Raw genomic sequence first — 22,489 nt, forward strand, 5'->3', positions numbered from 1 at the left:
ATATTTTCTATGCATCTTAAATAGTCCGGAATATCTGCTAGGAGGAGACATCTTTGTTTAATAACGATTGGGATTCACTTCTGAAAGAAGAGGTAGAGAAGCCTTATTTCGAGCAGCTGCGATTGAAAGTAGCTGAGGAGTATCGGAATTATACCGTATATCCACCTCAAGAGGATATTTTCCGTGCATTAAAGCAGACCCCGTACAAGGAAACAAAGGTTGTTATTTTGGGCCAGGATCCATATCACGGCTACGGGCAGGCTGAAGGCCTTAGCTTTTCCGTTAAACCCGGGGTTAAAATACCTCCATCATTACATAATATTTATAAAGAGCTGACATCGGATACCGGCATATCTACCCCAAGTCATGGATCTTTGATGCATTGGGCTAACCAGGGCGTTCTGCTTCTGAATGCAGTACTAACCGTTCGAGAAGGACAACCTAATTCGCATAAAGGACTGGGGTGGGAAAGATTCACGGACGCCATTATTTCGAAATTAAATGAACGTGAAACTCCAATGGTGTTTATTTTATGGGGAAGCTACGCGCAAAAAAAAGGGGTTTATATTGACCGGAGCCGGCATAAGGTGCTAGAGTCAAGTCACCCAAGCCCTTTAGCAGCACGTAAAGGATTTTTCGGAAGCCGACCATTTTCAACGTCAAGTATTTTTTTGAAAGAGCAGGGCATTGAAACGGTAAACTGGGATATTCCCGGCATACCGGTTGCGGAAGCGAAATAGTCCAGGAGGTGGCCAGATTGAAACATTGGATTGGTCGTCGAGTTGTTGTACAGCGTCGTGACGGTACAAAAGTCGCGGTCGAAGGTGTGCTGAAAACATGGGACAGTGTGCATGAGAAATTAGTGATCGTACCGGGCGATGTTGTTGTGCCTTTTCATGCGATTGCCAAGATTGAAAGGGCGGATCGATCTCCGTCTTTGAACAGTATTGGCTACAAAATTAATCATTCCATACAATTTGATAACGCCGTATATTTCCGCTCACATGTGATGGTGTGGAGAGGGGATTCTTTAGCGGCATCTCAAGCGATATTGACAGCACATGATGCAGAAACGGTTACGTTGTCGAATGGTATACGTCTGCGTAAAGATGAACACAGCTTCGTGGTGCGTTCTCTACGCGGAAGAGTTTGAACTATACGATAATAAAATGTATACAAAAAAGGCGCCAGCCGTAACTCTGGCGCCTTTTCAAATTCTCAACAGGATAGGATTGAATAAAAAGCTGTTATGTATAATGTCGCACCTAAAAACTGCTAAACAGTACTCATTAACCATATTAATATGATTTGAAGAAAAGCGAGATTACTGTTCATAATAAATTAGTGCCTTATCGTCACCTGGGTATGGATTGGGACAAGAGAAGCCAGTTCATTGACATCTTTGTTGTACATACGGATACAACCGTGGGATACAGATCTTCCGATAGAAGAAGGGTCATTCGTTCCATGAATACCGTAATGCGGCTTTGATAAGCCTAGCCAGTATGAACCAAAGGGTCCGCCAGGATTAGGCTGTTTATTAACAATCGTATAGTTTCCAGGAGGTGTCTGTGTAGCTAGTTTACCGACAGCGATAGGGTAGGTGTGTACCACACGATTCCCGTCAAGCAAATGAAGTTGATAATCCGATGTATCAACGATTATCCGGTAATTTGGCATAATGAATCACTCCTTCTTCACCTATCTTATGTGAAGGGAAGAGTCGACGCGCATGAAAATGTGCGAAATGGGCCTTTATTATCTTTTCCGTTTTTTAACATGTAGTTGTTGAATATTTGACGCAGCCAATGTGCGATATCCTAAATTATTACAACGAAATAAAATGGTCGGAACGTGTTATAGTATAGAAGCGGTAGCCAAGCCGTTCTTACACATCAGGAAGGAGATTGACAGTCGTGTCTCCTGTTAATTTTTATAGAAATTATATTAAAAATAATATGTTCACCAAAATACTGCTCCTGTTTGCTGCGATCACTGTGGTGACGATTCTTTCGTTGTCATATCTAATGTATTATTTTTTGTCCCAAACTGCCGTACGGGACGAGCTGGCTTATCAGCGCGAAGCGGTAGAGCGGGTAGAACGGTATATCAATCAGAAATACGAGACTGTACAATCGTATGTGAATGATTTGTACCGTAGCACCGCGCTTAGTGACGACGCTTCCTTTTTTCTGATGAACTCATTCGATGAATATATGGCCAAAAGAATCGACCGGATTATCGAGTCCCGCGGATCCAATTCAGATAGTGTTCTGTCCTATTTCAAAAAGCGTCTGGAAGATGATACTGATATTGAAAATATCATTCTTTACAGTGCAGAGAAGCAATACATTTATGTCTACAAGCAGGGGAGTATGAACAAGCTATACCAAGTCAACTCGGCGCGGTCATTCATCCCGGATGTCATGGCACTAGAGAGCTTGAACGTAACGCTGCCCAATGAATGGGTACAGAAACTGACTCGGAACGAAGAAAGTCAGCTGTTTTCCATTCGAAGTCCGATTAATGATATGAGAACCTATAAAAATTTGGGCCAATTGCTCGTTTATTTTCGGACAGAGGGCTTACATCAGATGTTGTCGAGCCAATCACCCAATATGAAGGGATATATTCTGGTATTGTCCGCCGATGGTCAGGTGCTGTTTGATTCTTCAAGTAAGTTCTATGGTAAGCGTTATCCATATGCGGAAGAGCTGCTCAATCCGAAGGAGACCGTGGAGCTGGAGGAAGAGTCTTATATAACCACTTTGTCTAATAATCAAGGCGGATTCACTGTCGTTGGAATCGCTCCCAAAGCGGAGGTTGCAGCGACTTCTGAGGGTCTTCGCAGTACGATCATTCTGGCTGCTCTGGCATGCGTATTGTTCGCTGTCCTACTCCCTGGTGTAGTGATTGTTAATTATTCGAAGAGAACCAACAACATTATCCGGTTTATGCGTAAAGTAGAGACGGGGGATTTTGTAGCCAGAATTCAGGATCCGAAGGAAGATCAGCTCGGACAGATTTCACAGAGTTTTAATGAGATGCTGGAAAAGCTGACCAAGTATATCGACAAAGTGTATAAAGCGGAGATCAATCAGAAGAATGCGGAATTGTCTGCGCTTCAAGCAAGAATTAACCCACACTTTTTATATAACACATTGGAAGTCATTCGAATGAGGGCACTTTCTCAAGGAGCTCAGGATGTCGGTGAGATGATCTACAGCTTGTCTGTGCTCTTTAAAAATATCGTCCAGACCAAGCACAATTACACGCTGAAGGATGAGCTTGAGGCTTGTCGTTTATACCTTGAACTGTTTCGGATCCGGTATAAAGACAAGTTCACCTATGAATTCGACTGGGAGAAGGAGATCGGTGCAATCCCGATGATCAAAATGTCGCTGCAGCCACTAATAGAAAATTATATTGTCCATGGTCTTAAGACGGACCGTTATGATAACCACATTCTCATTAAAGCTGTTTGGGAAGATGACCGGGTGCATATTGAAATTCGTGATAATGGTAAAGGAATCACAGCAGAAAAGTTGGACAGCATCCTGAAGCGTCTTCAGTTAGCCGAGACTAGCGGGGAGGAGTCATTTGGCCTGCGAAGTGTTAACGAGCGTTTGAAGCTTACTTACGGAAATGAGTTTGGTATGGACATCCAGAGTAAGCCGGATATCGGTACTACGGTATTGATAGATATTCCGGTGACAGAAGAGGAGTTGGGGAATAATGTATAAGGTGTTTGTTGTTGATGATGAACCTTTTATTATTGAAGGATTATATGATGCCGTAGATTGGCCGCGGTTCGATATTGAAATTGTTGGTAATGCAGAGAACGGAAAGCTGGCGCTTGAGAAATTGAAAGATCTCCCTGTAGATATACTCATTACGGATATCTCTATGCCTGTCATGACAGGGCTCGAGTTAATAGCGGAGGCCAGAAAAATCAAACCGGAGCTTAAAGTTATCATCCTCAGCGGATTTGACGATTTTGCTTACTTAAAGGAAGCCATGCGTCTTGGAATTGAAAATTATCTGCTGAAACCGATTAATCTAAAAGAGCTTGAGGAGACACTCTCTGGTACGATTGAGAAGATCAACGCTTCAAGAGCGAGTTATGCGCTTGATGAGTATGACATCTCCATTCTGAGAAGTAATATTTTGCACCGCTGGTTAACCGGGAAGATCGAGCCGGAAGAGCTGTCAGAGCGTGCTTCTTTACTGGGTCTTCGACTTGACCAGCCTTATATGATGGTGTCTGTGCTGCGAACTCAATCGGCGAAAGTGGAACAGGCGCTGATACAACTGGTGGAAAATGAAGACAACGTTCTTTATTTGGTCGATTATGACGGAGACTTTGTTGTGATTTTTACGATGGATGATTCCGAAGCTGAGAAACCAAGAGCTATCCGGTTGCTCCAGCAAGTTAGGGAGCAGTGTTTCGAAGAAGATATTTGTATTTCTCTGGGGAGTGTGGAGACCCTTCCAGAGCATAACACGGACAGCTATCGGCATGCGAAAGAGGCTCAGGAGTATTTTCTGGTCCTAGAGCAGCCATCATATGTGGACTATGTAGACATCAAGGAGCGCAAGGAGGAGGCTTCACGATCCTTCTCGTTACATTGGCCTGACTATGCCAAAGACATTGCAGCAAGGGATAAACAGGAGTTGTTTAACAAAATCGATAGTGATTACGAGCGACTTCGGAATACGCCTGGCATTGTGCCGAGCGCGTTACAAAGTTTTGCTGTAGAACTGATTATCCGTTTTAAGATGGAGCTTAGCGACATTCAATATGGTGCTGCCCCGGACTTCGTTAAAAACACACTTACCCGCATTATGGAATCAGCATCAATAGATGATTTGATTGCTGCTGTGAAGGAGGGGATTGGCGGTCTGGTCGATTCCTTGAACAGCGATATCAAAAGTCCTGTGATTCAGCAAACTCTTCACCATATTCATCAATCTTATAACGAGGATTTGTCGCTTAAAGTACTTGCTGGGCAATACCATATTCATCCGGTTTATTTGGGGCATCTTTTTCATAAGGAAACAGGAGAGAGTTTCACGGAGTACATAAACCGTTACCGGATTGAGAAAGCTAAAGAACTGCTTCGTACGACAAGTCTGAAAGTGCAGGAAATTTCCAGAGAAGTAGGTTATTGGGAAACTGGGTATTTCTACAAGCAATTCAAAAAGTATGTAGGTTTATCGCCAAGAGACTTTAAAGGACTGCTCTGATGTATTGATCAGAGTAGTTTTTTCTTTATTTTCACCATAATAACTTTAATTTTTAACCTATGTGAAACTGCTTTCATCCGGTAACCTTAGAAGTGTAGAAAGCGTACAAGAGAGACAAAAGGGAGGAAATAAAATGAGTAAATCAAGAAAGAAGTGGCTGCTTCCAGTTACATTGCTGTTGTCCGCTTCAATGATGCTGACTGCTTGCGGTGGTGACAAAAAGGATGCTAATGAAAGCGCAAGCAACGGTGGCGGTACAGCAACTAAACCAGTGGAACTGATCTGGTATACGGTCGGTCAGCCTCAGAAAGATCTGGATAAAGTTGAGGCTGAGATCAATAAGTACACTGCTGAGAAAATCGGTGTAACCGTTGACATGAAGCAGATTGACTTCGGTGACTATACACAAAAAATGCAGGTTATGGCTGCTTCCGGTGAGCCGATGGACATTTTGTTCACAAGCTCATGGGCATTTGATTATGTTCAAAACGCAAGAAAAGGCGCATTCATGGAGCTTGATGAGTTGATTGAGAAGCATGGACAAGGCATTAAAGAAGCACTTGACCCTGCTTTCTTGGAAGGCTCCAAGGTTGACGGACATAACTACGCGATCCCGGCTAACAAAGAGCTTCCAGCTCAAGAAGTATGGCGTTTCAACAAAAATCTTGTTGAGAAGCACAACCTGGACATCTCTAACGTGAGATCATTGGAAAGCCTTGAGCCAGTGCTTAAAACAATTAAGGAAGAGGAGCCAAATGTTGTACCTCTCGCGATCAACAAAGACTTTGCTCCACTACTTCCTTTCGACTACGTCATTGAAAAAATGCCGATGGCTGTTCATATGGATGATAAAGAAGAATTGAAAGTTATCAACTTCCTCGAAGCTCCAGAAACGATGGAAGCTTTGAAAACAATGAACAAATTCTACAAAGCAGGATACATTTCTCCTGAAGCAGCAACAACAACTTCAACACAAGATTTGTTTACTTCTGGAAACTGGTTTACAGACCGCGCATCTACACAGCCGTTTGCCGATAACATGTGGGGTGAAAGCTACGGTTACCCAATCGTCTCCACACCAGCTGGCGACCCTGTCATCTATAACTGGTCCGTAATGGGTTCCATGCAAGCGATATCCGCGAACTCTGACCATCCTGAAGAAGCTATGAAATTCCTGAATCTGCTTAATACAGACGCAACACTTCGCAATATGGTGGATTCCGGTATTGAAGGCGTGCACTACAAAAAACTTAGTGAGAATGTAATGGAAAACTTGCCTGAATCCAAGAACTACGACATGCCTACATTTTCACTTGGTAACGTCATGCTTACTTATTTGAACCCTGAAGATCCTGAGAACAAGTGGGAAGAGTTCAAGAAGTTTAACGCATCCGGTCAACCTGCACCGCTGCTCGGTTTCAACTTCGATCCTACAAAAGTTTCTACCGAACTTGCGGCGGTCAACAACGCGAAAGAAGAATTCTGGGCTCCATTGATGACGGGTACCGTAGATCCAGAACAATACCTGCCTAAAGCAATCGAGAAATTAAAAGCTGCTGGTCTGGACAAAATCATAGCTGAAGCTCAAAGCCAAATTGACGCATGGAAAGCAAGCAACAAGTAAGAAGATTGACAACGTGAATACGAGGGGCGGCGGTCATTGACCGCCCTTCTCTTTTTCATTCATCACGAGGAGGGATTAACGTGAGAGCGATCGGACAATTCTTTAAAAATATTATGCTCAATAAAGCGATGCTGTTCTTTGTTTTGCCTGGAGCCATCTGGTTTCTCTTTTTCTCCTACTTGCCGATGTTAGGAACGGTCATTGCGTTTAAAGAATACCGTTTTAGCCGCGATGGATTTCTGGCCAGCATCATAGACAGCAAGTGGGTCGGACTTGATAACTTTAAATTTTTGTTTAGTACGAACGACGCATATATCATTACGAGAAACACGGTGTTGTATAATTTCGCCTTTATCGTCCTAGGTCTCATCTTGTCTGTTGCCCTGGCGATTGTACTGTCTGAAATCGTAAATAAACGACTGGCGAAAGTTTACCAGACCGGCATGTTTCTGCCCTATTTCTTATCATGGGTAATCGTCGGTTATTTTGCATTTAGCTTCTTGAGCTATGATAAAGGGGTGCTGAACCAAATTCTTGCTTGGTTTGGTGCAGATCCGGTTCAGTGGTACTCGGAATCAAAATACTGGCCTCTATTTTTGATATTGATTAGCTTGTGGAAATCCATAGGTTATAACAGTGTTATTTATCTCGCATCTATTACGGGGATCGACAAATCGCTCTATGAAGCGGCTATGATTGACGGCGCAAACAAATGGCAGCAGATCAAGTCAATTACGATCCCAATGCTGAAGCCACTTATGACCATCTTAACCCTGCTTGCAATAGGCAGAATCTTTTATGCGGATTTCGGACTGTTCTATCAAGTGCCGAGAGATTCCGGTACGCTTTATTCGGTTACGAACGTTATCGATACCTATGTATACCGTGGACTTAAGACTACCGGTGAGATCGGTATGAGTACTGCCGCTGGTCTGTATCAATCTGTTGTCGGATTCGCCCTTGTTATGACTTCGAACTATATCGTGCGCAAATATGACAAGGAGAACGCGTTGTTCTAATCCGCAAATTTTCATCAAAGGGGGTACGTAACGTGAATAATAGCAAAACCAAGATCAAGACTCGGGACTTTCATCAGGTTTCTAAGGGTTGGAATATTGTAGGCAATCTTATTGCAGGTATTTTTTCCTTTTTATGTGTATTCCCGTTTTTATTTGTAATGATCATTTCCTTTACGGATGAGAAATCTCTTGCCAGTAACGGATATCAGATTTTTCCTGAGAAATGGAGTTTGGAAGCGTACAAGTACGTATTCGAGACAGGGGACACGTTACTTCGCTCGTACGGTGTAACGATCTTTATAACCGTTGTAGGTACGCTCATCAGTTTATGTATTATCTCATTGTACTCCTATGCGATTTCACGTAAGAGTTTCAGATACCGTAACTTCTTTTCGTTCTTCGCATTCTTTACGATGCTCTTTAACGGCGGTATGGTGCCGACTTATATTGTTGCTACACAGCTTTTGGGACTTAAGGATTCGATCTGGTCGCTCATATGGCCGCTTGCCGTTAACGCCTTTTACATCATGATTCTGCGAACGTTTTATGTCACGAGTGTTCCGGATGCGATTGTTGAGTCCGGTAAAATTGATGGAGCATCGGAGTTCAAAATTTTCTATAAAATCGTTCTTCCGCTTTCCCTTCCTGGGTTGGCAACGATCGGATTGTTCAGCACACTCGGATACTGGAACGACTGGTTTAACGCACTCTTGTACATTGACGATCCGAACCTGGTTCCATTGCAGTCCATGTTGATGCGGATTGAAACGAGCATGCAGTTCATTCTGCAAAATTCTCAAAACTCTTCACTTAGCATGGAGGCTCTTCAATCATTGCCTCAGGACACTTCCCGTATGGCGATGGTGGTACTGGCTACCGGACCTATCATTTTGGCTTATCCGTTCTTCCAACGTTACTTTATCCAAGGCTTGACGGTTGGTGCGGTAAAAGAATAATCCATGTAAAGACCGGAGGGATTCAGATGACTTATAAAGATGCTGGCAAGCCAGCCATGGAAAGGGCTCAGCACCTGCTTAGCCTCATGACTCTGGAAGAAAAGATCGGACAGCTGATTCAACCTTTCGGCTGGAAGACCTATGAATATAAGAATGGTCAAATTTCATTAACTGAATCTTTTAAACAGCAAGTGACATACGGCGGAGTGGGCTCCCTCTACGGGGTGCTCCGCGCCGATCCGTGGACAGGAGTAACGCTCGAAAATGGTCTCTCCCCCCAGGAAGGCGCTCAGGCGGTAAATGAAATTCAACGTTACGCCATTGAACATTCCCGTCTGGGCATTCCGATTCTGATCGGAGAGGAGTGCTCCCATGGACATATGGCGATCGGTGGGACTGTCTTTCCTGTACCGCTGTCGATAGGAAGTACATGGAATGTAGATCTGTACCGGGAGATGTGTCGTGCCGTTGCCTTAGAAACACGAAGCCAGGGCGGGGTGGCGACTTATTCGCCAGTGCTGGATGTGGTGCGTGATCCTCGTTGGGGACGCACGGAAGAATGCTTTGGGGAAGATCCTTATCTGATCAGTAAAATGGGTGTTGCCTCGGTTGAAGGACTTCAAGGTGAGTCTCTTGATCGGGACGATAGTGTGGTTGCCACGTTGAAACACTTTGCAGGCTATGGAAGCTCGGAGGGTGGAAGAAATGCCGGACCTGCACACATGGGACGGCGCGAATTGATGGAAGTAGATTTGCTGCCGTTTAAAAAAGCGGTTGAAGCTGGAGCCGAGTCTATTATGCCGGCATATAACGAAATCGACGGAGTACCATGTACAGTCAATTCCGAGCTGCTTGACGACATTCTTCGCCAGGAATGGGGTTTTGACGGGATGGTCATTACCGACTGCGGAGCTATCGATATGCTTGCTTCCGGTCACGATACGGCGGTGGACGGCATGGATGCCGCAGTTCAGGCCATTCGGGCAGGGATCGATATGGAAATGTCTGGAGAAATGTTCAACAGACATTTGTTAGAAGCCGTGAAACTCGGTAAGCTGGAAACGGAAGTTATTGATCAAGCTGTCCAGCGCGTACTTTGTCTGAAATTCAAACTCGGATTGTTCGAAAATCCTTATGTTGATCCAGATCGTGCAGGGAACGTCATAGGGAGTAGCGAACATATTGCATTAGCCCATCAGCTTGCTGCTGAGGGTACCGTATTACTCAAGAACGAGAACAGGATTCTTCCGCTATCCAAAACGTCCGGTAAGATTGCGGTTATCGGTCCGAATGCGGATCAAGGTTATAATCAGCTCGGTGATTATACATCACCGCAACCTTCCGACAGCGTGGCTACTGTGCTGAAGGGAATTCGTCACAAACTGAAAGATGAGCCGCAGCGTGTGCTGTACGCACCGGGGTGCCGGATTAAGGATGATTCAAAAGAAGGCTTTGATTTGGCTTTGTCCTGCGCAGAGCAGGCGGATACGGTCGTTATGGTACTTGGGGGCTCCAGCGCCCGTGATTTCGGGGAAGGAACGATTGATCTGAGAACCGGGGCATCTAAAGTGACAGAGCATGCTTGGAGCGATATGGATTGCGGTGAAGGAATAGACCGAATGACCCTTCAGCTGTCGGGTGTACAGCTAGAACTGCTCCAGGAAATTCATAAGCTCGGCAAGCCGGTTGTGGTTGTATTGATCAATGGACGACCTATTGCAGAGCCTTGGATTGACCAGCATGCCCATGCTATTCTTGAAGCTTGGTATCCGGGCCAGGAGGGCGGTCACGCCATCGCCGATATTCTGTTCGGTGACGTAAACCCATCGGGACGTCTGACTATATCGATACCTAAGCATGTTGGTCAGCTCCCCGTTTATTATCACGGGAAGCGCTCGCGCGGCAAAAGGTACTTGGAAGATGATTCACAACCGCGCTATCCGTTTGGATATGGTCTGAGTTACACTGAGTTCAGCTACAGTGATTTGAAAATTGAACCGCAATTGATCCGGTCTGACGAACAAGCGACGCTGACCGTTAACGTAACCAATACGGGAGACCGTGAAGGGGACGAAGTCGTTCAGATGTATATATCTGATGCCGTAAGTGATTACACCAGACCTGCCAAAGAGCTAAAGGGCTTCCGCAAGATCCACTTGAAGCCTGGAGAATCAAAGACTGTTGAGTTTACGGTTGGAGCAGAACAATTGCAGTATATCGGCAAAGAATATAAGTATGTTGTTGAGCCAGGTCTGTTCCGCGTGATGGCAGGCAGACATGTCAATGATACGCTTAGCACTGATCTGACAGTGCAGGAGGATTAAATTCATGGAGCGAATTAGACGATTTATCAGAGAATTGTCAGAGCGTCAGTGGCTGGAGGTCATGGGGCTACGGGATTGGGATATTACACGTTCCACTTATAAACTCCCGGGACAATATGAGAATACAGAACCGTATCCTCAAGGAGAGGGACTGGATCGGTTCCCGAGTAATCAGGGAACGACATATTTCTTCCGCAAAACACTGGAGCTTCCCGTTACATGGTTTAATGACAAGATCGGTTTTGTGTTCGAGTCTGGAGGCGAGGGTCTGCTGCGTGTGAACGGCCGTTCTTATCAAGGGCTGGACCGGAATCATACGTTTGTTACCTTGGATCCCGAAAGAACCGGACCTAGAGTAGAGCTCGAAATTGAGCTGTACGACCCGATTCCAGAGCCGGTGGATCCACTGAACCAGCAAGCGGTCATCCAGCCTCCGATTACCACCATCCGCAGTATGCTGGTTCGGGTCAATACACCTGTACAAAGTCTGATGTACACCGTAACCGTTATACGCGACTCCTTGCTCCTGCTACCTGAGCAGGACTTCAGGCGTATCCGTCTCATGGAGGCACTTTACCGTGCGATGGACAGGTTCGTTGCTATGGATGAGGCTTCAGTGCGTATGGGGGAAGCTGTCATTCGGCTTGAAAAGGACCTCATTCGCGAGGTTGGTGAGATCGGCAACAATGCTGAGGGGACCGAGCACATGGTCGGTCAGTCACATATTGATATCGCGTGGCTGTGGCCTGTACGGGAGACGGTCCGAAAAACAAGCCGTACCTTTTCAACCGTTGATGCTTTAATGGAGGAGTATCCTCAATATAAATACGCACAGAGCCAGCCGCTACTGTTTCAGTTTTTGAAAGACAATGACCCCGAGCTGTACGAGCGGGTGAAAGAGAGAGTAGCAGAAGGACGCTGGGAGCTGGTCGGAGGAATGTGGGTCGAACCGGACCTGAACATACCGAGCGGGGAATCACTTATGCGTCAAATGCTTTACGGTCAGCGCTTTTATCAGCAGGAGTTTGGGAAAATGTCGGACATTGAGTGGCTTCCGGATACATTCGGTTATTGTGCTTCACTGCCGCAAATTTTGAAACATGGCAGTATCCGTTATTTCATGACCACAAAACTTGGCTGGAATGATACGAACGTATTTCCGTACGACTTATTTCACTGGGTAGGGATTGACGGAACGCCGATGTTGTCCTACCTGAACCATGGAGTGAATGAAAATACACTGCCGAAGGATGTTCATGACCATTGGCAGTCTTACCGTCAGAAAGATGTTCATAATGAGCAGATGCTGCTCTACGGACATGGCGATGGCGGCGGTGGTGCAACCCGTGAAATGCTGGAGTATATCGACCGGGCAGAATTGATGGTAGGCCAGCCGGCTAGCCGTTACAGCACGGCAGCGGAATTTTTCGAAAGTATTGAAGAGCGCAGTCCAAAGCTTCCAACATGGCGAGGGGATCTCTACCTGGAATTGCACCGTGGAACCTATACCACACATGGTCGTAATAAAAGGCACAATCGGAGAGCAGAAATGCTGTACCGCGAAGCAGAGCTGTGGAACACGCTGGCAGCTCCAGCCATGTCTGATGGACAGATACAAGAAGTAAACACCACACTTCATGACGGCTGGAAGCTGATTCTTTTAAACCAGTTCCATGACATTATCCCGGGGTCAGCGATTACCGAGTCATACGTGACCTCCGAGAAAGAGTATGGTGAAGTATTCGATAAAGGAAACACATCGCTTCAGATCGGGCTTCAGGCACTCGCAGCACAAGTGAGTACTGAAGGAGAAGGGCTGCCATACCTCGTATTCAACAGTTTGGGATGGTCCCGTGATGCCGTCATATCGATACCTTGTGAAGATAGCCCGGATGAGCAAGCTGTTTACGATGCCGAGGGTAACCTCCTCAAGAGTGACGTAGTGACCGATGACACGGGTGCAGTTTCCTTGACCGTGTGTGTGCCGGGCGTACCTGCCTTTGGCTATAAGACAATATGGTTGCGGACAGGAGAGTCCTTGGAAGGACTATCCCGTAAAGATCCGAAAAATCTGGATCATCTCTGGGAAAGTGAGTTCTACAAGATCGAGTTCAATGATCGCGGCGAAATCATCAGTCTCTTCGATAAAGAAGCTAACCGTGAAGTGGTGAAGGATGGAGAACGGGCAAACCGGTTTCATTTTTTCCATGACCGTCCTGTGTTATGGGATGCTTGGGACATTGATACCCGTTATGAGGATCAGGTTGCCGGAGAAGCCGAGCTGTTAGAGAAAAAAGTGGTTCTAACGGGTTCGGTAAAGGATATTCTCCGTTTCCGGTGGCGGTTGCATCAATCAGAGATTACGCAGGATATGATTTTATATCATCAGGATCGTCGAATTGATTTTAAAACCCATGTCAGCTGGAATGAATCACACAAATTACTTAAGGTTGGGTTCCCGATAGACGTTGTGACAGAAAAGGCGACTTATGAGATTCCATTCGGGTCCATTGAACGTCCGACACATCGAAACACGAGCTGGGAACAGGCTCAGTACGAAGTGTGTGGTCACCGTTTCGCGGACGTATCGGAATTCGGTTACGGTGTCAGCCTGCTGAACGACTGCAAGTACGGTTATGACATTCAGGGCAGCACCATCCGACTGTCTCTTCTAAGAGCACCTAAATGGCCGGATGTCACGGCGGACCTGGGAGAGCACCAATTCACGTATTCCTTGTATCCTCATATAGGGGATTGGCGTCAAGCTGATACTGTCCGAAAAGCTGCAGAGCTGAACTACGAACTACCTGTACTCTCTGCGTCTCCAAAACAGGGAACACTGCCACCGACACATTCATGGATTCCGTTTGAGAGCCAGCATGTCGTGCTCGATACAGTCAAACCTGCAGAAGACGGCAGTGGTGTTATTCTTCGTTGGTATGAGTCCACCGGAGGACGTGATTCTGTCACCTTGACGTGGCCGCATCCGTTCGCGAAAGTGTACTTGTCCAATGCGCTGGAGGAAGAAATCGAGATTCTTCCAACCACGGAGGGAACGATTTCACTTCTATTTGCACCTTATGAGATCAAAACAGTGAAACTTATATATTCCTAATACCTAACTTAACTAAAGGAGCCAATACACATGGAACAATTTAGACTCCCAAAAATACCTATGCCGACCCTTACGCTGCCACAATCCATTCAAGATGTGCTGAAGGAAGCGGAAGAGAAGCTGGCTCATCGCCCCAAGCTTTTGCAGTTGTTTAAAAATACGTTTCCGAATACGTTGGAGACGACGACTAAATTGATGGATGACGGCACGACGTTTGTCATTACTGGTGACATCCCGGCAATGTGGCTGCGCGACTCCGTAGAACAGGTTATGCATTACGTGCCTTTTGCCAAAAATGACCCTGAGCTGCAGCGAATTCTGAGCGGCTTGATCAAGCGTCATATGAACTATATCCATATTGATCCTTATGCCAATGCGTTTAATGAATCCGCTAATGACTGGCACTGGAATACGGATGATGAGACCGATATGTCACCGTGGGTATGGGAGCGCAAGTTCGAAATCGATTCCCTGTGCTTCTCCGTGCGTCTGGCTTATGCTTATTGGAAAGAGACTGGACTTACCGATGTGTTTGATGCAGGTTTTAAAGCGGCTATGCTGAAAATCGTGGAACTGTTCAAGACGGAGCAATACCATTTCGAGCGTTCACCATACCGCTTCACACGGGATAACGGGATTCCAGAGGATTCCTTGCGCAATAACGGTCTCGGCATGCCAGTCAATTACACGGGAATGGTATGGTCAGGCTTCCGTTCAAGCGATGACGCTTGTGATTTCCACTACAACATTCCAGGCAATATGTTTGCTGTAGTAGCTCTGCGTCATATGCAAGAATTCGCAGAATGGATTTTCCGTGATATGACACTTCTTGCTGATCTTAAGAAGCTTGAAGCTGAAATTGATCATGGTATTAAGCTGTATGGTATTTATCGTCATCCAGAGTTCGGACCGATCTATGCATACGAAACCGATGGGTTCGGTAACCATTGTCTGATGGATGATGCAGGAACTCCGGGTCTAATGTCGATTCCTTATCTTGGATATGTAACTGCAGATGATCCGATTTATCAGAACACAAGACGTTTTGCCCTGAGCAAAGAAAATCCGTTCTATTTTGAAGGGAAAATGGCTAAGGGAATTGGAAGTCCGCATACACCAGCGAATTATATCTGGCATATGGCATTGTCCATGCAGGGAATTACGGCATCATCCGCTGAAGAGAAACTTGAAATGATCGCTATGCTGGAATCGACAGATGCGGATACCGGATTCATGCATGAAGGCTTCCACGCTGATGATCCGAAAGTATTTACGAGATCATGGTTTGCTTGGTCGAACAGCCTCTTCTCTCAACTTGTGTACAAGGCGATGAAAGAAGGCATTTTGTGAGCTTGTGTTAATCTAAATGCATAATAAACCTTCTAACAAAAAGGAGACATAACAATGAGCAAAATTATTGGCGAATCCCTAAATAACATCCCTTGGCAGGACAAGCCGGAGGGTCTCAATGCTCCAGTATGGCGCTATTCAGCAAATCCGATTATTGAGCGTCACGCAATCCCGAATTCCAACAGTGTATTCAACTCTGCTGTCGTTCCGTTTGAAGGTGGGTTCGCTGGTGTGTTCCGCTGCGATTCCAGATCGGTTAGTATGGATATTTTCGCTGGATTTAGTGAAGATGGAATAAACTGGAATATCAATCATGATCCTATCGTGTTCGAAGGCGATGAGGAAGTAACCAAGCGTGAATACCGCTACGATCCTCGAGTGATCAAAATCGGAGACCGTTATTACATCAACTGGTGTAATGGCTATCATGGCCCGACGATCGGTATTGGGTATACGACCGATTTCAAAACGTTCCACCAACTGGAAAACGCCTTTTTGCCGTATAACCGCAACGGGGTAATGTTCCCGCGCAAAATCGGTGATTATTACGCGATGCTCAGCCGTCCGAGCGATACGGGCCATACGCCGTTCGGGGATATTTTCTACAGTGTAAGTCCTGATCTTACCTTCTGGGGCAAGCACCGTTATGTAATGGGAACAATTGATGGAGATGCTTCGGCTTGGCAGTCCAAGAAAATCGGACCAGGACCAGTGCCGATCGAAACGGACAAAGGCTGGCTCTTGATTTATCATGGCGTTATCAATACTTGCAACGGCTTCGTTTATCGTATGGGCGTTGCTCTGCTTGATCTGGATCAGCCATGGAAAGTTAAAGCGCGTTCCCGTAACTACATTTTGGGACCTGAAACGACGTACGAATGCATGGGCGACGTACCTAACGTAACGTTCCCTTGCGCCGCGTTGACCGATGCCGATACCGGCCGCATCGCGATTTACTATGGCTGCGCCGACACCGTGACTGGACTCGCGTTTACGACCGTCGACGAGCTGATGAACTATATGGAAGAATACCCTTTGGTAGATGAGGCGTAACCTTTAAGCAAAAAACTAACGTTAGAGACAGGCAAGCGTGTAAAATGATGGGTTCAATAAAACATTTCACACGCTTGTCGTGTTTTATACACCATTCTATGAAGCAGGGGGAGTTACAACTATGACCCAATCAAGAAAAGCTCATATCATCTCTCATACCCACTGGGATAGAGAATGGTATTTACCTTATGAGAAGCATCATGTACGGCTCATCCAGTTGATGGATCAATTGCTTGAGACAATGGAGAAGGATTCGGAGTACCGCTACTTCTTCCTGGATGGACAGACCATTATCTTGGAGGACTACTTACAGGTACGTCCGGAGAAGAAGGAGCAGCTTGAGAAGCTGATCCATGATGGACGTATCCAGATCGGTCCTTGGTATATTTTGCAGGATGCCTTCTTGACGAGCAGTGAAGCGAACGTTCGTAACATGCAGATCGGGCATCAAGATACCGAAGCTTACGGAACGATATCCAAAATTGGCTACTTCCCTGACACATTTGGCCTCGTAGGCCAAACACCACAGCTGATGAAGCAATCCGGTATCGACAATGCCTTCTTTGGTCGCGGAGTTAAGCCGACAGGCTTTAACAATACGGTATCGGATGGAGACTTTGAGTCTTCATTCTCCGAATTGGTATGGGAAGGTCCAGACGGCTCCAAAGTGCTCGGTATTCTGTTCGCGAACTGGTACAGTAACGGTAACGAAGTTCCTGTCGATGAAGAAGAAGCTAAAGCTTACTGGGAAAGAAAGCTTGCGGATGCTGAGAAATATGCATCAACGGGACAACTGCTCTATATGAACGGATGTGACCACCAGCCGATCCAATGCGATCTTCCGGAAGCGATTCAAACAGCGAAGAAGCTTCATCCGGACACGGAGTTTGTTCACTCTACCTTTGCTGATTACTTGGTAGACTTGAAGAACAATATGAGCCAAGATTTGTCCTCTGTACAAGGCGAGCTTCGCAGCCAACGTACCGACGGATGGGGGACGCTGGTAAATACAGCTTCGGCTCGTGTTTACCTGAAGCAGATGAATCAGACGGGCCAGAGCATACTTGAAAAAGTAGCGGAGCCGCTTGCTTCCTTTGCAAGTCTGGTTGGACAAGAGTATCCGCATCATCTGTTCACGTATGCTTGGAAGACGCTGATGCAGAACCACCCGCATGATAGTATTTGCGGCTGCAGCGTTGACGAGGTGCACCGCGAGATGGTAACTCGTTTCGATAAGAGCCGCCATGTGGCTGAAAGCATTGTGGATGACAGCAAGAAGGCAATCGCTGAAGCTGTCGATACAACGTCTTTTGCTAAATGGGGGGAGAGCGCCGTTCCTTTTGTCGTATTCAACACTACAGGATGGAAGCGTAGCGGTACGGTAACCGTAGAACTGGACGCTGAACGTTTATACTTCCGCGATGGATATTCTCTGGAAGAGACGAGCCGCCGAATGAAAGAAGTTGACCTGTCCGGACGTGCCGTTGTGGATAGCGAAGGAAACAGCGTGGCATTTACGATGGAAGATCTGGGACTCCAGTTCGGATATGATCTGCCGGATGACAAATTCCGTCAGCCTTATATGTGCCGTAGAGTGAAGCTGACTTTGGAAGCTAAAGACTTGTCTGCACTCGGAATTAAAACCTATGCGTTTGTGAAGGGCGATGTAAAGCCAGCTGTCCCTGCGTCTTTGCTCACTGGAGACAGAGTACTGGAGAACGGAATTCTGAAAGTGGAGCTTACATCAGACGGTTCCTTCACTTTGACAGACAAGAGAAGCGGACAAGTCTTCCGCGATCTCGGCGTGTATGAAAACACCGGAGATATCGGTAACGAATACATGTTCAAGCAGCCAGAAGGTGAAGAAACTCTGACAACCAAGGGTCTTGACGCCAAGATCCGTATTGTGGAGGATACACCGTATCGTGCAACTCTGGAAGTGACTCATGAGTGGGAAATACCGGTATCAGCTGACGAGAAGCTTGATGAAGAGCAGATCGAGCTGATCTATTATCCACAGCGTAAAGCTCAGCGGTCAAGTGAGACAGTCATGCTGTCGATCCGTACACTAATTTCCTTGAACCGGGAAGGCAAAGGCATCGAACTGGAAGCAACTTTCAACAATCAGGCTAAAGATCATCGTCTACGGGCATTGTTCCCAACGGATATGGAAACTTCTGTTCATCATGCTGATTCCATGTTCGAAATCGTATCACGAAATAATGTTCCTGCTAAAGAATGGGAGAACCCTAGCAATACAGCACATCAACAAGCATTTGTTGATGTGAGCGGGGAAGGTGCCGGACTTACGGTGGCTAACCTTGGATTGAATGAATATGAAGTTTTGCGCGATGGTCGAAATACGATTGCGGTAACGATGCTGCGTGCTGTTGGCGAGCTTGGTGACTGGGGTTACTTCCCGACACCGGAAGCTCAGTGCCTGGGTGTTCATACCGTTCGTATGGAAATTATTCCGCACAATGGGGATGGAATTGCTTCCGGTGCATATGCAGAAGCTTATCAGTTCCAGATTCCATGGACCGCGTGCCAGACTGGTGTTCATGAAGGAAAGGTATCGCCTAATGGTGCAGCGTTTGAATGGGAAAACGAAGAGCTTGCATTCTCGTCGCTTAAAATCAGCCGTAAATCCGGGGATCTGATGCTCCGCTGGTTTAATATGGGTGCAGCTCCTGCTGAACTGACACTGCAGTCCAAACTTACTGGGGCACAGGCTTACAAGACGACAATTCTGGAAGAAACAGGAGCTCTCCAGCCGTTTAATGATCGTGGAGAATTTTCACTTCCTGTGAAGCCTTATGAAATCTTGACCATCGGTGTGAAAGCTTAAAGGTTATGAACTTATAAAAGAATAGATCACTACTTGACTAAAGTCCGATTCCTGCATTTCTTGCGGGAATCGGACTTTGTTTATTCCTATTGCCAATAATTATATCATCATGATATAATTGTGATATCACATTGATATATAGGGGGAGTCAAACATGCAAGAAAAACCAGCATTAAAGGTAAACGGCTATCTCGGTATTATTGTATCGTTACTGCTTATCGGTCTGGCTGTATTCCAGTTCATTTCCACGGATTCTGTTGGTCCAGCCCTGATAATTCCAGTTCTCTTGATTATTGCAGCTATGCTGATTCTTTCAGGCATAACCATTGTTCAACCGAATGAGGCCAAAGTTCTTACTTTATTCGGAACCTATGTAGGTGTAATAAGAGAGCAGGGGCTATGGGTAGCTATTCCCTTAACCATTAAATCCAGAGTTTCTCTTCGAGTCATCAACTTTAACAGTGAAAAGCTAAAGGTCAATGATCTAGAGGGGAATCCGATTGAAATTGCTGCTGTTGTTGTCTATAAAGTTTCGGACAGCGCAAAAGCAACATTTGATGTAGAGGATTACGAAGAATTTGTTCAGATTCAAAGCGAGACAGGTATTCGCCACATTGCCAGTCAATATGCCTATGATCATTTTGAGAAAGAAACGGATATGTCATTGCGTAAAAATAGTGATGAAATCGCTGACTTTTTAGCGCAAGATCTTCAGAGCCGTCTGGCAGTTGCCGGAGTTGATGTCATTGAGGCTCGTATTATGCACCTTGCCTACGCTTCTGAAGTAGCATCTGCTATGCTGCAGAGACAACAGGCACAGGCTGTATTGTCTGCACGTAAAGTTATTGTAGATGGTGCTGTCGGTTTGGTAAAAAGCGCAATCGAGCAATTAGCGGATGAAGGCGTTGTCGAGCTGGATGATGATAAAAAGGCACAAATGGTAAATAATCTGATGGTTGCCATTGTGTCGGAAAAAGGAACGCAGCCTGTTATTAACACAGGAAGTATCCATTAGGACCTCGTTATATGGCAAAACGAAAAGCTTATCCGCTAAGAATCGATCCCAACCTTTATGATGCTCTTGAAAAATGGGCTGATGATGAGCTGCGAAGCGTTAATGCTCAAATTGAGATTCTTTTGAAAGAAGCAGTGAAGAAATCAGGAAGATGGAAAAAAGATAAAGAGTGAAATGAATGGATAAATGCGTAGAGTTATAGGTGGACTCACAAAAGGTAAAAATGAGTAACCATATAGATTGAACTAAGGAAATAGAAAACTTCAACGAAGAAGGCAGAATTATTCTGGAGAAACGGAGTGGTCGCCTTTGTCCCCGGATTTCAACAATGATATAAATACATCAAAGAAATCTGGGGGCAACAGCGATTGGAAGAATAATCTGTATTCGTAGTGATGCTCGGGCTGAGAATCTTTAGTTCAACTTATATAGAAGGATAGATTCAGCAGATTATTTTCTCTGCTTGCGTCTATCCTTTTTATAATCTCCATTTATTCATACAATTCCTCCAAATAATTGATTCTTTTTGTCAATAATATGATTGAAAAAATCATAATTATGATTTAAAATATCATCGAAACGCTGAGTTCATGATCGTGAAATCACAAAATGAGGTGAGGACTAGTGAATCAGGTTAGAGTAGGTGTGATTGGTGTAGGAGGCAGAAGCTCCATTGTGGAATACTGGCATCAGCCCGGTGGAAAGTCCATTGTAACGGGTGCAGCAGACATTTCTTTGGAAGCACTTTCAAAATTTCGAGAGACGGTTAATCCGGATGCTTTTGTTACGACGGACTACCATGAGCTGTTATCACGAGAGGACATTGACGCAGTGGTTATTCTTTCGCCGGATTACCTACATGAAGAGCAAGCTATTGCCGCATTTCGGGCAGGAAAACATGTATACTGCGATAAACCGCTGGCTATTACTCCGGAAGGGTGTGATCGCATCCTGGACGAATGGAAACAGTCGGGAAAACATCTCATGATCGGGTTCAATATGCGGTACATGAGCATGTACCAGACGATGAAGGAGATAATTGATTCAGGGGTAATCGGTGATATCAAAGCGGTTTGGGTGAGGCATTTTGTCGGGTTGGGCGGATATTATTATTATCATGACTGGCACGGCACAAGGGCAAATACAACTTCACTGCTTCTACAGAAAGCTTCGCATGACATTGATGTCATTCACTGGATCACAGGCAAGTATACGAGAAAGGTGTCTGCATTCGGCAGCCTGGATTACTACGGTGGAAATATGCCTGATGATCTGTATTGTCCTGAATGTGATCGGCAAAAGACCTGTCCTGACGTGAGTCTGGATCGGCTGACCCAATGCGCTTTCCGCGAAGAAATCGATGTTGAAGATAATAATATGGTCATTATGGAGTTGGAGGGCGGCATCAAAGCTTCATATTTGCAGTGCCATTTTACACCGGACTATTCCCGCAATTATACCTTTATTGGAACAAAGGGCCGGATCGAGAACGATGATGTGAATGATAAAATCCATGTCAAAACCAGAAAGTCAGGCTCCTGGCATGAAATGAGCGACATTACCTACGAGATGAAGAAAATGCCCGGAACTCATTCAGGCGCCGACCCGCGGATTTGTGAAGATTTTATTAACCTCGTGTTGGATAACAAGCAGCCTTTAGCTAGCCCGTTTGACGGCAGAATGAGTGTTGCGGTAGGCTGCGCGGCTACGGAATCCATTCGTGCAGGAGGGAAAGTCGTCCAAATCGATCAAGGTAAACATCGTCCGGCCACAGAGCATCAGGAAAAGCTTCCGATCTGAGGGATGATGTACCTGCACTAAATATCCATAAGCTTTTACTTCATACTTCAATATTTCGTAGCTATTAGATAAATGTTACCGAGCGACCGCTTTCTGTTATCGATTCAGGAAACGGTCGTTTTTTAATTCATCAGATTT

Annotated in this window: 16 protein-coding genes; 15 read left to right on the forward strand and 1 reads right to left on the reverse strand. The window is 45.6% G+C overall.

The features are described from left to right. Positions 1 to 53: 53 nt before the first annotated feature. Together MNQ98_RS09080 and MNQ98_RS09085 are read left to right on the forward strand one after the other, a co-directional pair. Positions 54 to 740 carry a uracil-DNA glycosylase gene (locus MNQ98_RS09080; protein WP_241932879.1) on the forward strand — a complete coding sequence of 229 codons (687 nt, stop codon included), beginning with the start codon at positions 54 to 56 and terminating at the stop codon, positions 738 to 740. Between the two features lie 17 nt (positions 741 to 757). After that, a complete protein-coding gene (locus MNQ98_RS09085) occupies positions 758 to 1,153 on the forward strand; it encodes a hypothetical protein (protein ID WP_241932880.1) in 396 nt (131 codons plus the stop codon). Between the two features lie 188 nt (positions 1,154 to 1,341). Here MNQ98_RS09085 and MNQ98_RS09090 read toward each other — a convergent pair whose 3' ends face one another. After that, on the reverse strand, positions 1,342 to 1,680 hold the full coding sequence (locus MNQ98_RS09090) for a L,D-transpeptidase (RefSeq protein ID WP_208914971.1): 339 nt from the start codon (positions 1,678 to 1,680) through the stop codon (positions 1,342 to 1,344). A 236-nt stretch (positions 1,681 to 1,916) separates the two neighbouring features. Here MNQ98_RS09090 and MNQ98_RS09095 point away from each other — a divergent pair, with 236 nt between their 5' ends. From MNQ98_RS09095 to MNQ98_RS09155, 13 genes are all read left to right on the forward strand, one after another. After that, positions 1,917 to 3,743 (forward strand): cache domain-containing sensor histidine kinase, encoded by a 1,827-nt coding sequence (locus MNQ98_RS09095; protein ID WP_241932881.1) that lies wholly within the window; start codon positions 1,917 to 1,919, stop codon positions 3,741 to 3,743. Then, positions 3,736 to 5,247 carry a response regulator transcription factor gene (locus MNQ98_RS09100; RefSeq protein ID WP_241932882.1) on the forward strand — a complete coding sequence of 504 codons (1,512 nt, stop codon included), beginning with the start codon at positions 3,736 to 3,738 and terminating at the stop codon, positions 5,245 to 5,247. The genes MNQ98_RS09095 and MNQ98_RS09100 overlap by 8 nt, the downstream gene beginning before the upstream one ends. Before the next feature lie 133 nt (positions 5,248 to 5,380). Further along, a complete protein-coding gene (locus tag MNQ98_RS09105; RefSeq protein WP_241932883.1) occupies positions 5,381 to 6,871 on the forward strand; it encodes an ABC transporter substrate-binding protein in 1,491 nt (496 codons plus the stop codon). An 89-nt stretch (positions 6,872 to 6,960) separates the two neighbouring features. Beyond that, entirely contained in the window at positions 6,961 to 7,890 is a 930-nt protein-coding gene (locus MNQ98_RS09110; RefSeq protein WP_241933881.1) for an ABC transporter permease, read from the forward strand. A 32-nt stretch (positions 7,891 to 7,922) separates the two neighbouring features. After that, positions 7,923 to 8,846 (forward strand): carbohydrate ABC transporter permease, encoded by a 924-nt coding sequence (locus MNQ98_RS09115; RefSeq protein ID WP_241932884.1) that lies wholly within the window; start codon positions 7,923 to 7,925, stop codon positions 8,844 to 8,846. Positions 8,847 to 8,872: 26 nt separating this feature from the next. Further along, positions 8,873 to 11,170 (forward strand): glycoside hydrolase family 3 N-terminal domain-containing protein, encoded by a 2,298-nt coding sequence (locus tag MNQ98_RS09120; RefSeq protein WP_241932885.1) that lies wholly within the window; start codon positions 8,873 to 8,875, stop codon positions 11,168 to 11,170. A 4-nt stretch (positions 11,171 to 11,174) separates the two neighbouring features. Next, the gene (locus tag MNQ98_RS09125) at positions 11,175 to 14,285 is read left to right on the forward strand and encodes an alpha-mannosidase (RefSeq protein ID WP_241932886.1); all 3,111 of its coding nucleotides are present in this window, start codon (positions 11,175 to 11,177) and stop codon (positions 14,283 to 14,285) included. Positions 14,286 to 14,315: 30 nt separating this feature from the next. Continuing rightward, positions 14,316 to 15,635 carry a glycoside hydrolase family 125 protein gene (locus tag MNQ98_RS09130; protein WP_241932887.1) on the forward strand — a complete coding sequence of 440 codons (1,320 nt, stop codon included), beginning with the start codon at positions 14,316 to 14,318 and terminating at the stop codon, positions 15,633 to 15,635. Positions 15,636 to 15,689: 54 nt separating this feature from the next. After that, a complete protein-coding gene (locus MNQ98_RS09135; RefSeq protein ID WP_241932888.1) occupies positions 15,690 to 16,688 on the forward strand; it encodes a glycoside hydrolase family 130 protein in 999 nt (332 codons plus the stop codon). Between the two features lie 121 nt (positions 16,689 to 16,809). Continuing rightward, complete coding sequence (locus tag MNQ98_RS09140) at positions 16,810 to 19,536, forward strand: alpha-mannosidase (RefSeq protein WP_241932889.1); 2,727 nt, start codon at positions 16,810 to 16,812, stop codon at positions 19,534 to 19,536. A gap of 154 nt (positions 19,537 to 19,690) precedes the next feature. Further along, on the forward strand, positions 19,691 to 20,551 hold the full coding sequence (locus MNQ98_RS09145) for an SPFH domain-containing protein (protein ID WP_241932890.1): 861 nt from the start codon (positions 19,691 to 19,693) through the stop codon (positions 20,549 to 20,551). An 11-nt stretch (positions 20,552 to 20,562) separates the two neighbouring features. After that, on the forward strand, positions 20,563 to 20,724 hold the full coding sequence (locus tag MNQ98_RS09150; RefSeq protein ID WP_241932891.1) for a type II toxin-antitoxin system antitoxin: 162 nt from the start codon (positions 20,563 to 20,565) through the stop codon (positions 20,722 to 20,724). Between the two features lie 451 nt (positions 20,725 to 21,175). After that, the gene (locus tag MNQ98_RS09155) at positions 21,176 to 22,351 is read left to right on the forward strand and encodes a Gfo/Idh/MocA family protein (protein ID WP_241932892.1); all 1,176 of its coding nucleotides are present in this window, start codon (positions 21,176 to 21,178) and stop codon (positions 22,349 to 22,351) included. Positions 22,352 to 22,489: the final 138 nt, after the last annotated feature.

Source organism: Paenibacillus sp. N3/727 (assembly GCF_022637315.1).
GTDB classification, from domain to species: Bacteria; Bacillota; Bacilli; order Paenibacillales; family Paenibacillaceae; genus Paenibacillus_AQ; species Paenibacillus_AQ uliginis.

What these genes read in the sequence shown, in the direction of transcription:
- MNQ98_RS09140 (WP_241932889.1), top strand. Translation starts at nt 16,810, where the DNA reads ATGACCCAATCAAGAAAAGCTCATATCATCTCTCATACCCACTGGGAT.
- MNQ98_RS09125 (WP_241932886.1), top strand. Translation starts at nt 11,175, where the DNA reads ATGGAGCGAATTAGACGATTTATCAGAGAATTGTCAGAGCGTCAGTGG.
- MNQ98_RS09135 (WP_241932888.1), top strand. Translation starts at nt 15,690, where the DNA reads ATGAGCAAAATTATTGGCGAATCCCTAAATAACATCCCTTGGCAGGAC.
- MNQ98_RS09090 (WP_208914971.1), bottom strand. Translation starts at nt 1,680, where the DNA reads ATGCCAAATTACCGGATAATCGTTGATACATCGGATTATCAACTTCAT.
- MNQ98_RS09145 (WP_241932890.1), top strand. Translation starts at nt 19,691, where the DNA reads ATGCAAGAAAAACCAGCATTAAAGGTAAACGGCTATCTCGGTATTATT.
- MNQ98_RS09105 (WP_241932883.1), top strand. Translation starts at nt 5,381, where the DNA reads ATGAGTAAATCAAGAAAGAAGTGGCTGCTTCCAGTTACATTGCTGTTG.
- MNQ98_RS09120 (WP_241932885.1), top strand. Translation starts at nt 8,873, where the DNA reads ATGACTTATAAAGATGCTGGCAAGCCAGCCATGGAAAGGGCTCAGCAC.
- MNQ98_RS09100 (WP_241932882.1), top strand. Translation starts at nt 3,736, where the DNA reads ATGTATAAGGTGTTTGTTGTTGATGATGAACCTTTTATTATTGAAGGA.
- MNQ98_RS09150 (WP_241932891.1), top strand. Translation starts at nt 20,563, where the DNA reads ATGGCAAAACGAAAAGCTTATCCGCTAAGAATCGATCCCAACCTTTAT.
- MNQ98_RS09130 (WP_241932887.1), top strand. Translation starts at nt 14,316, where the DNA reads ATGGAACAATTTAGACTCCCAAAAATACCTATGCCGACCCTTACGCTG.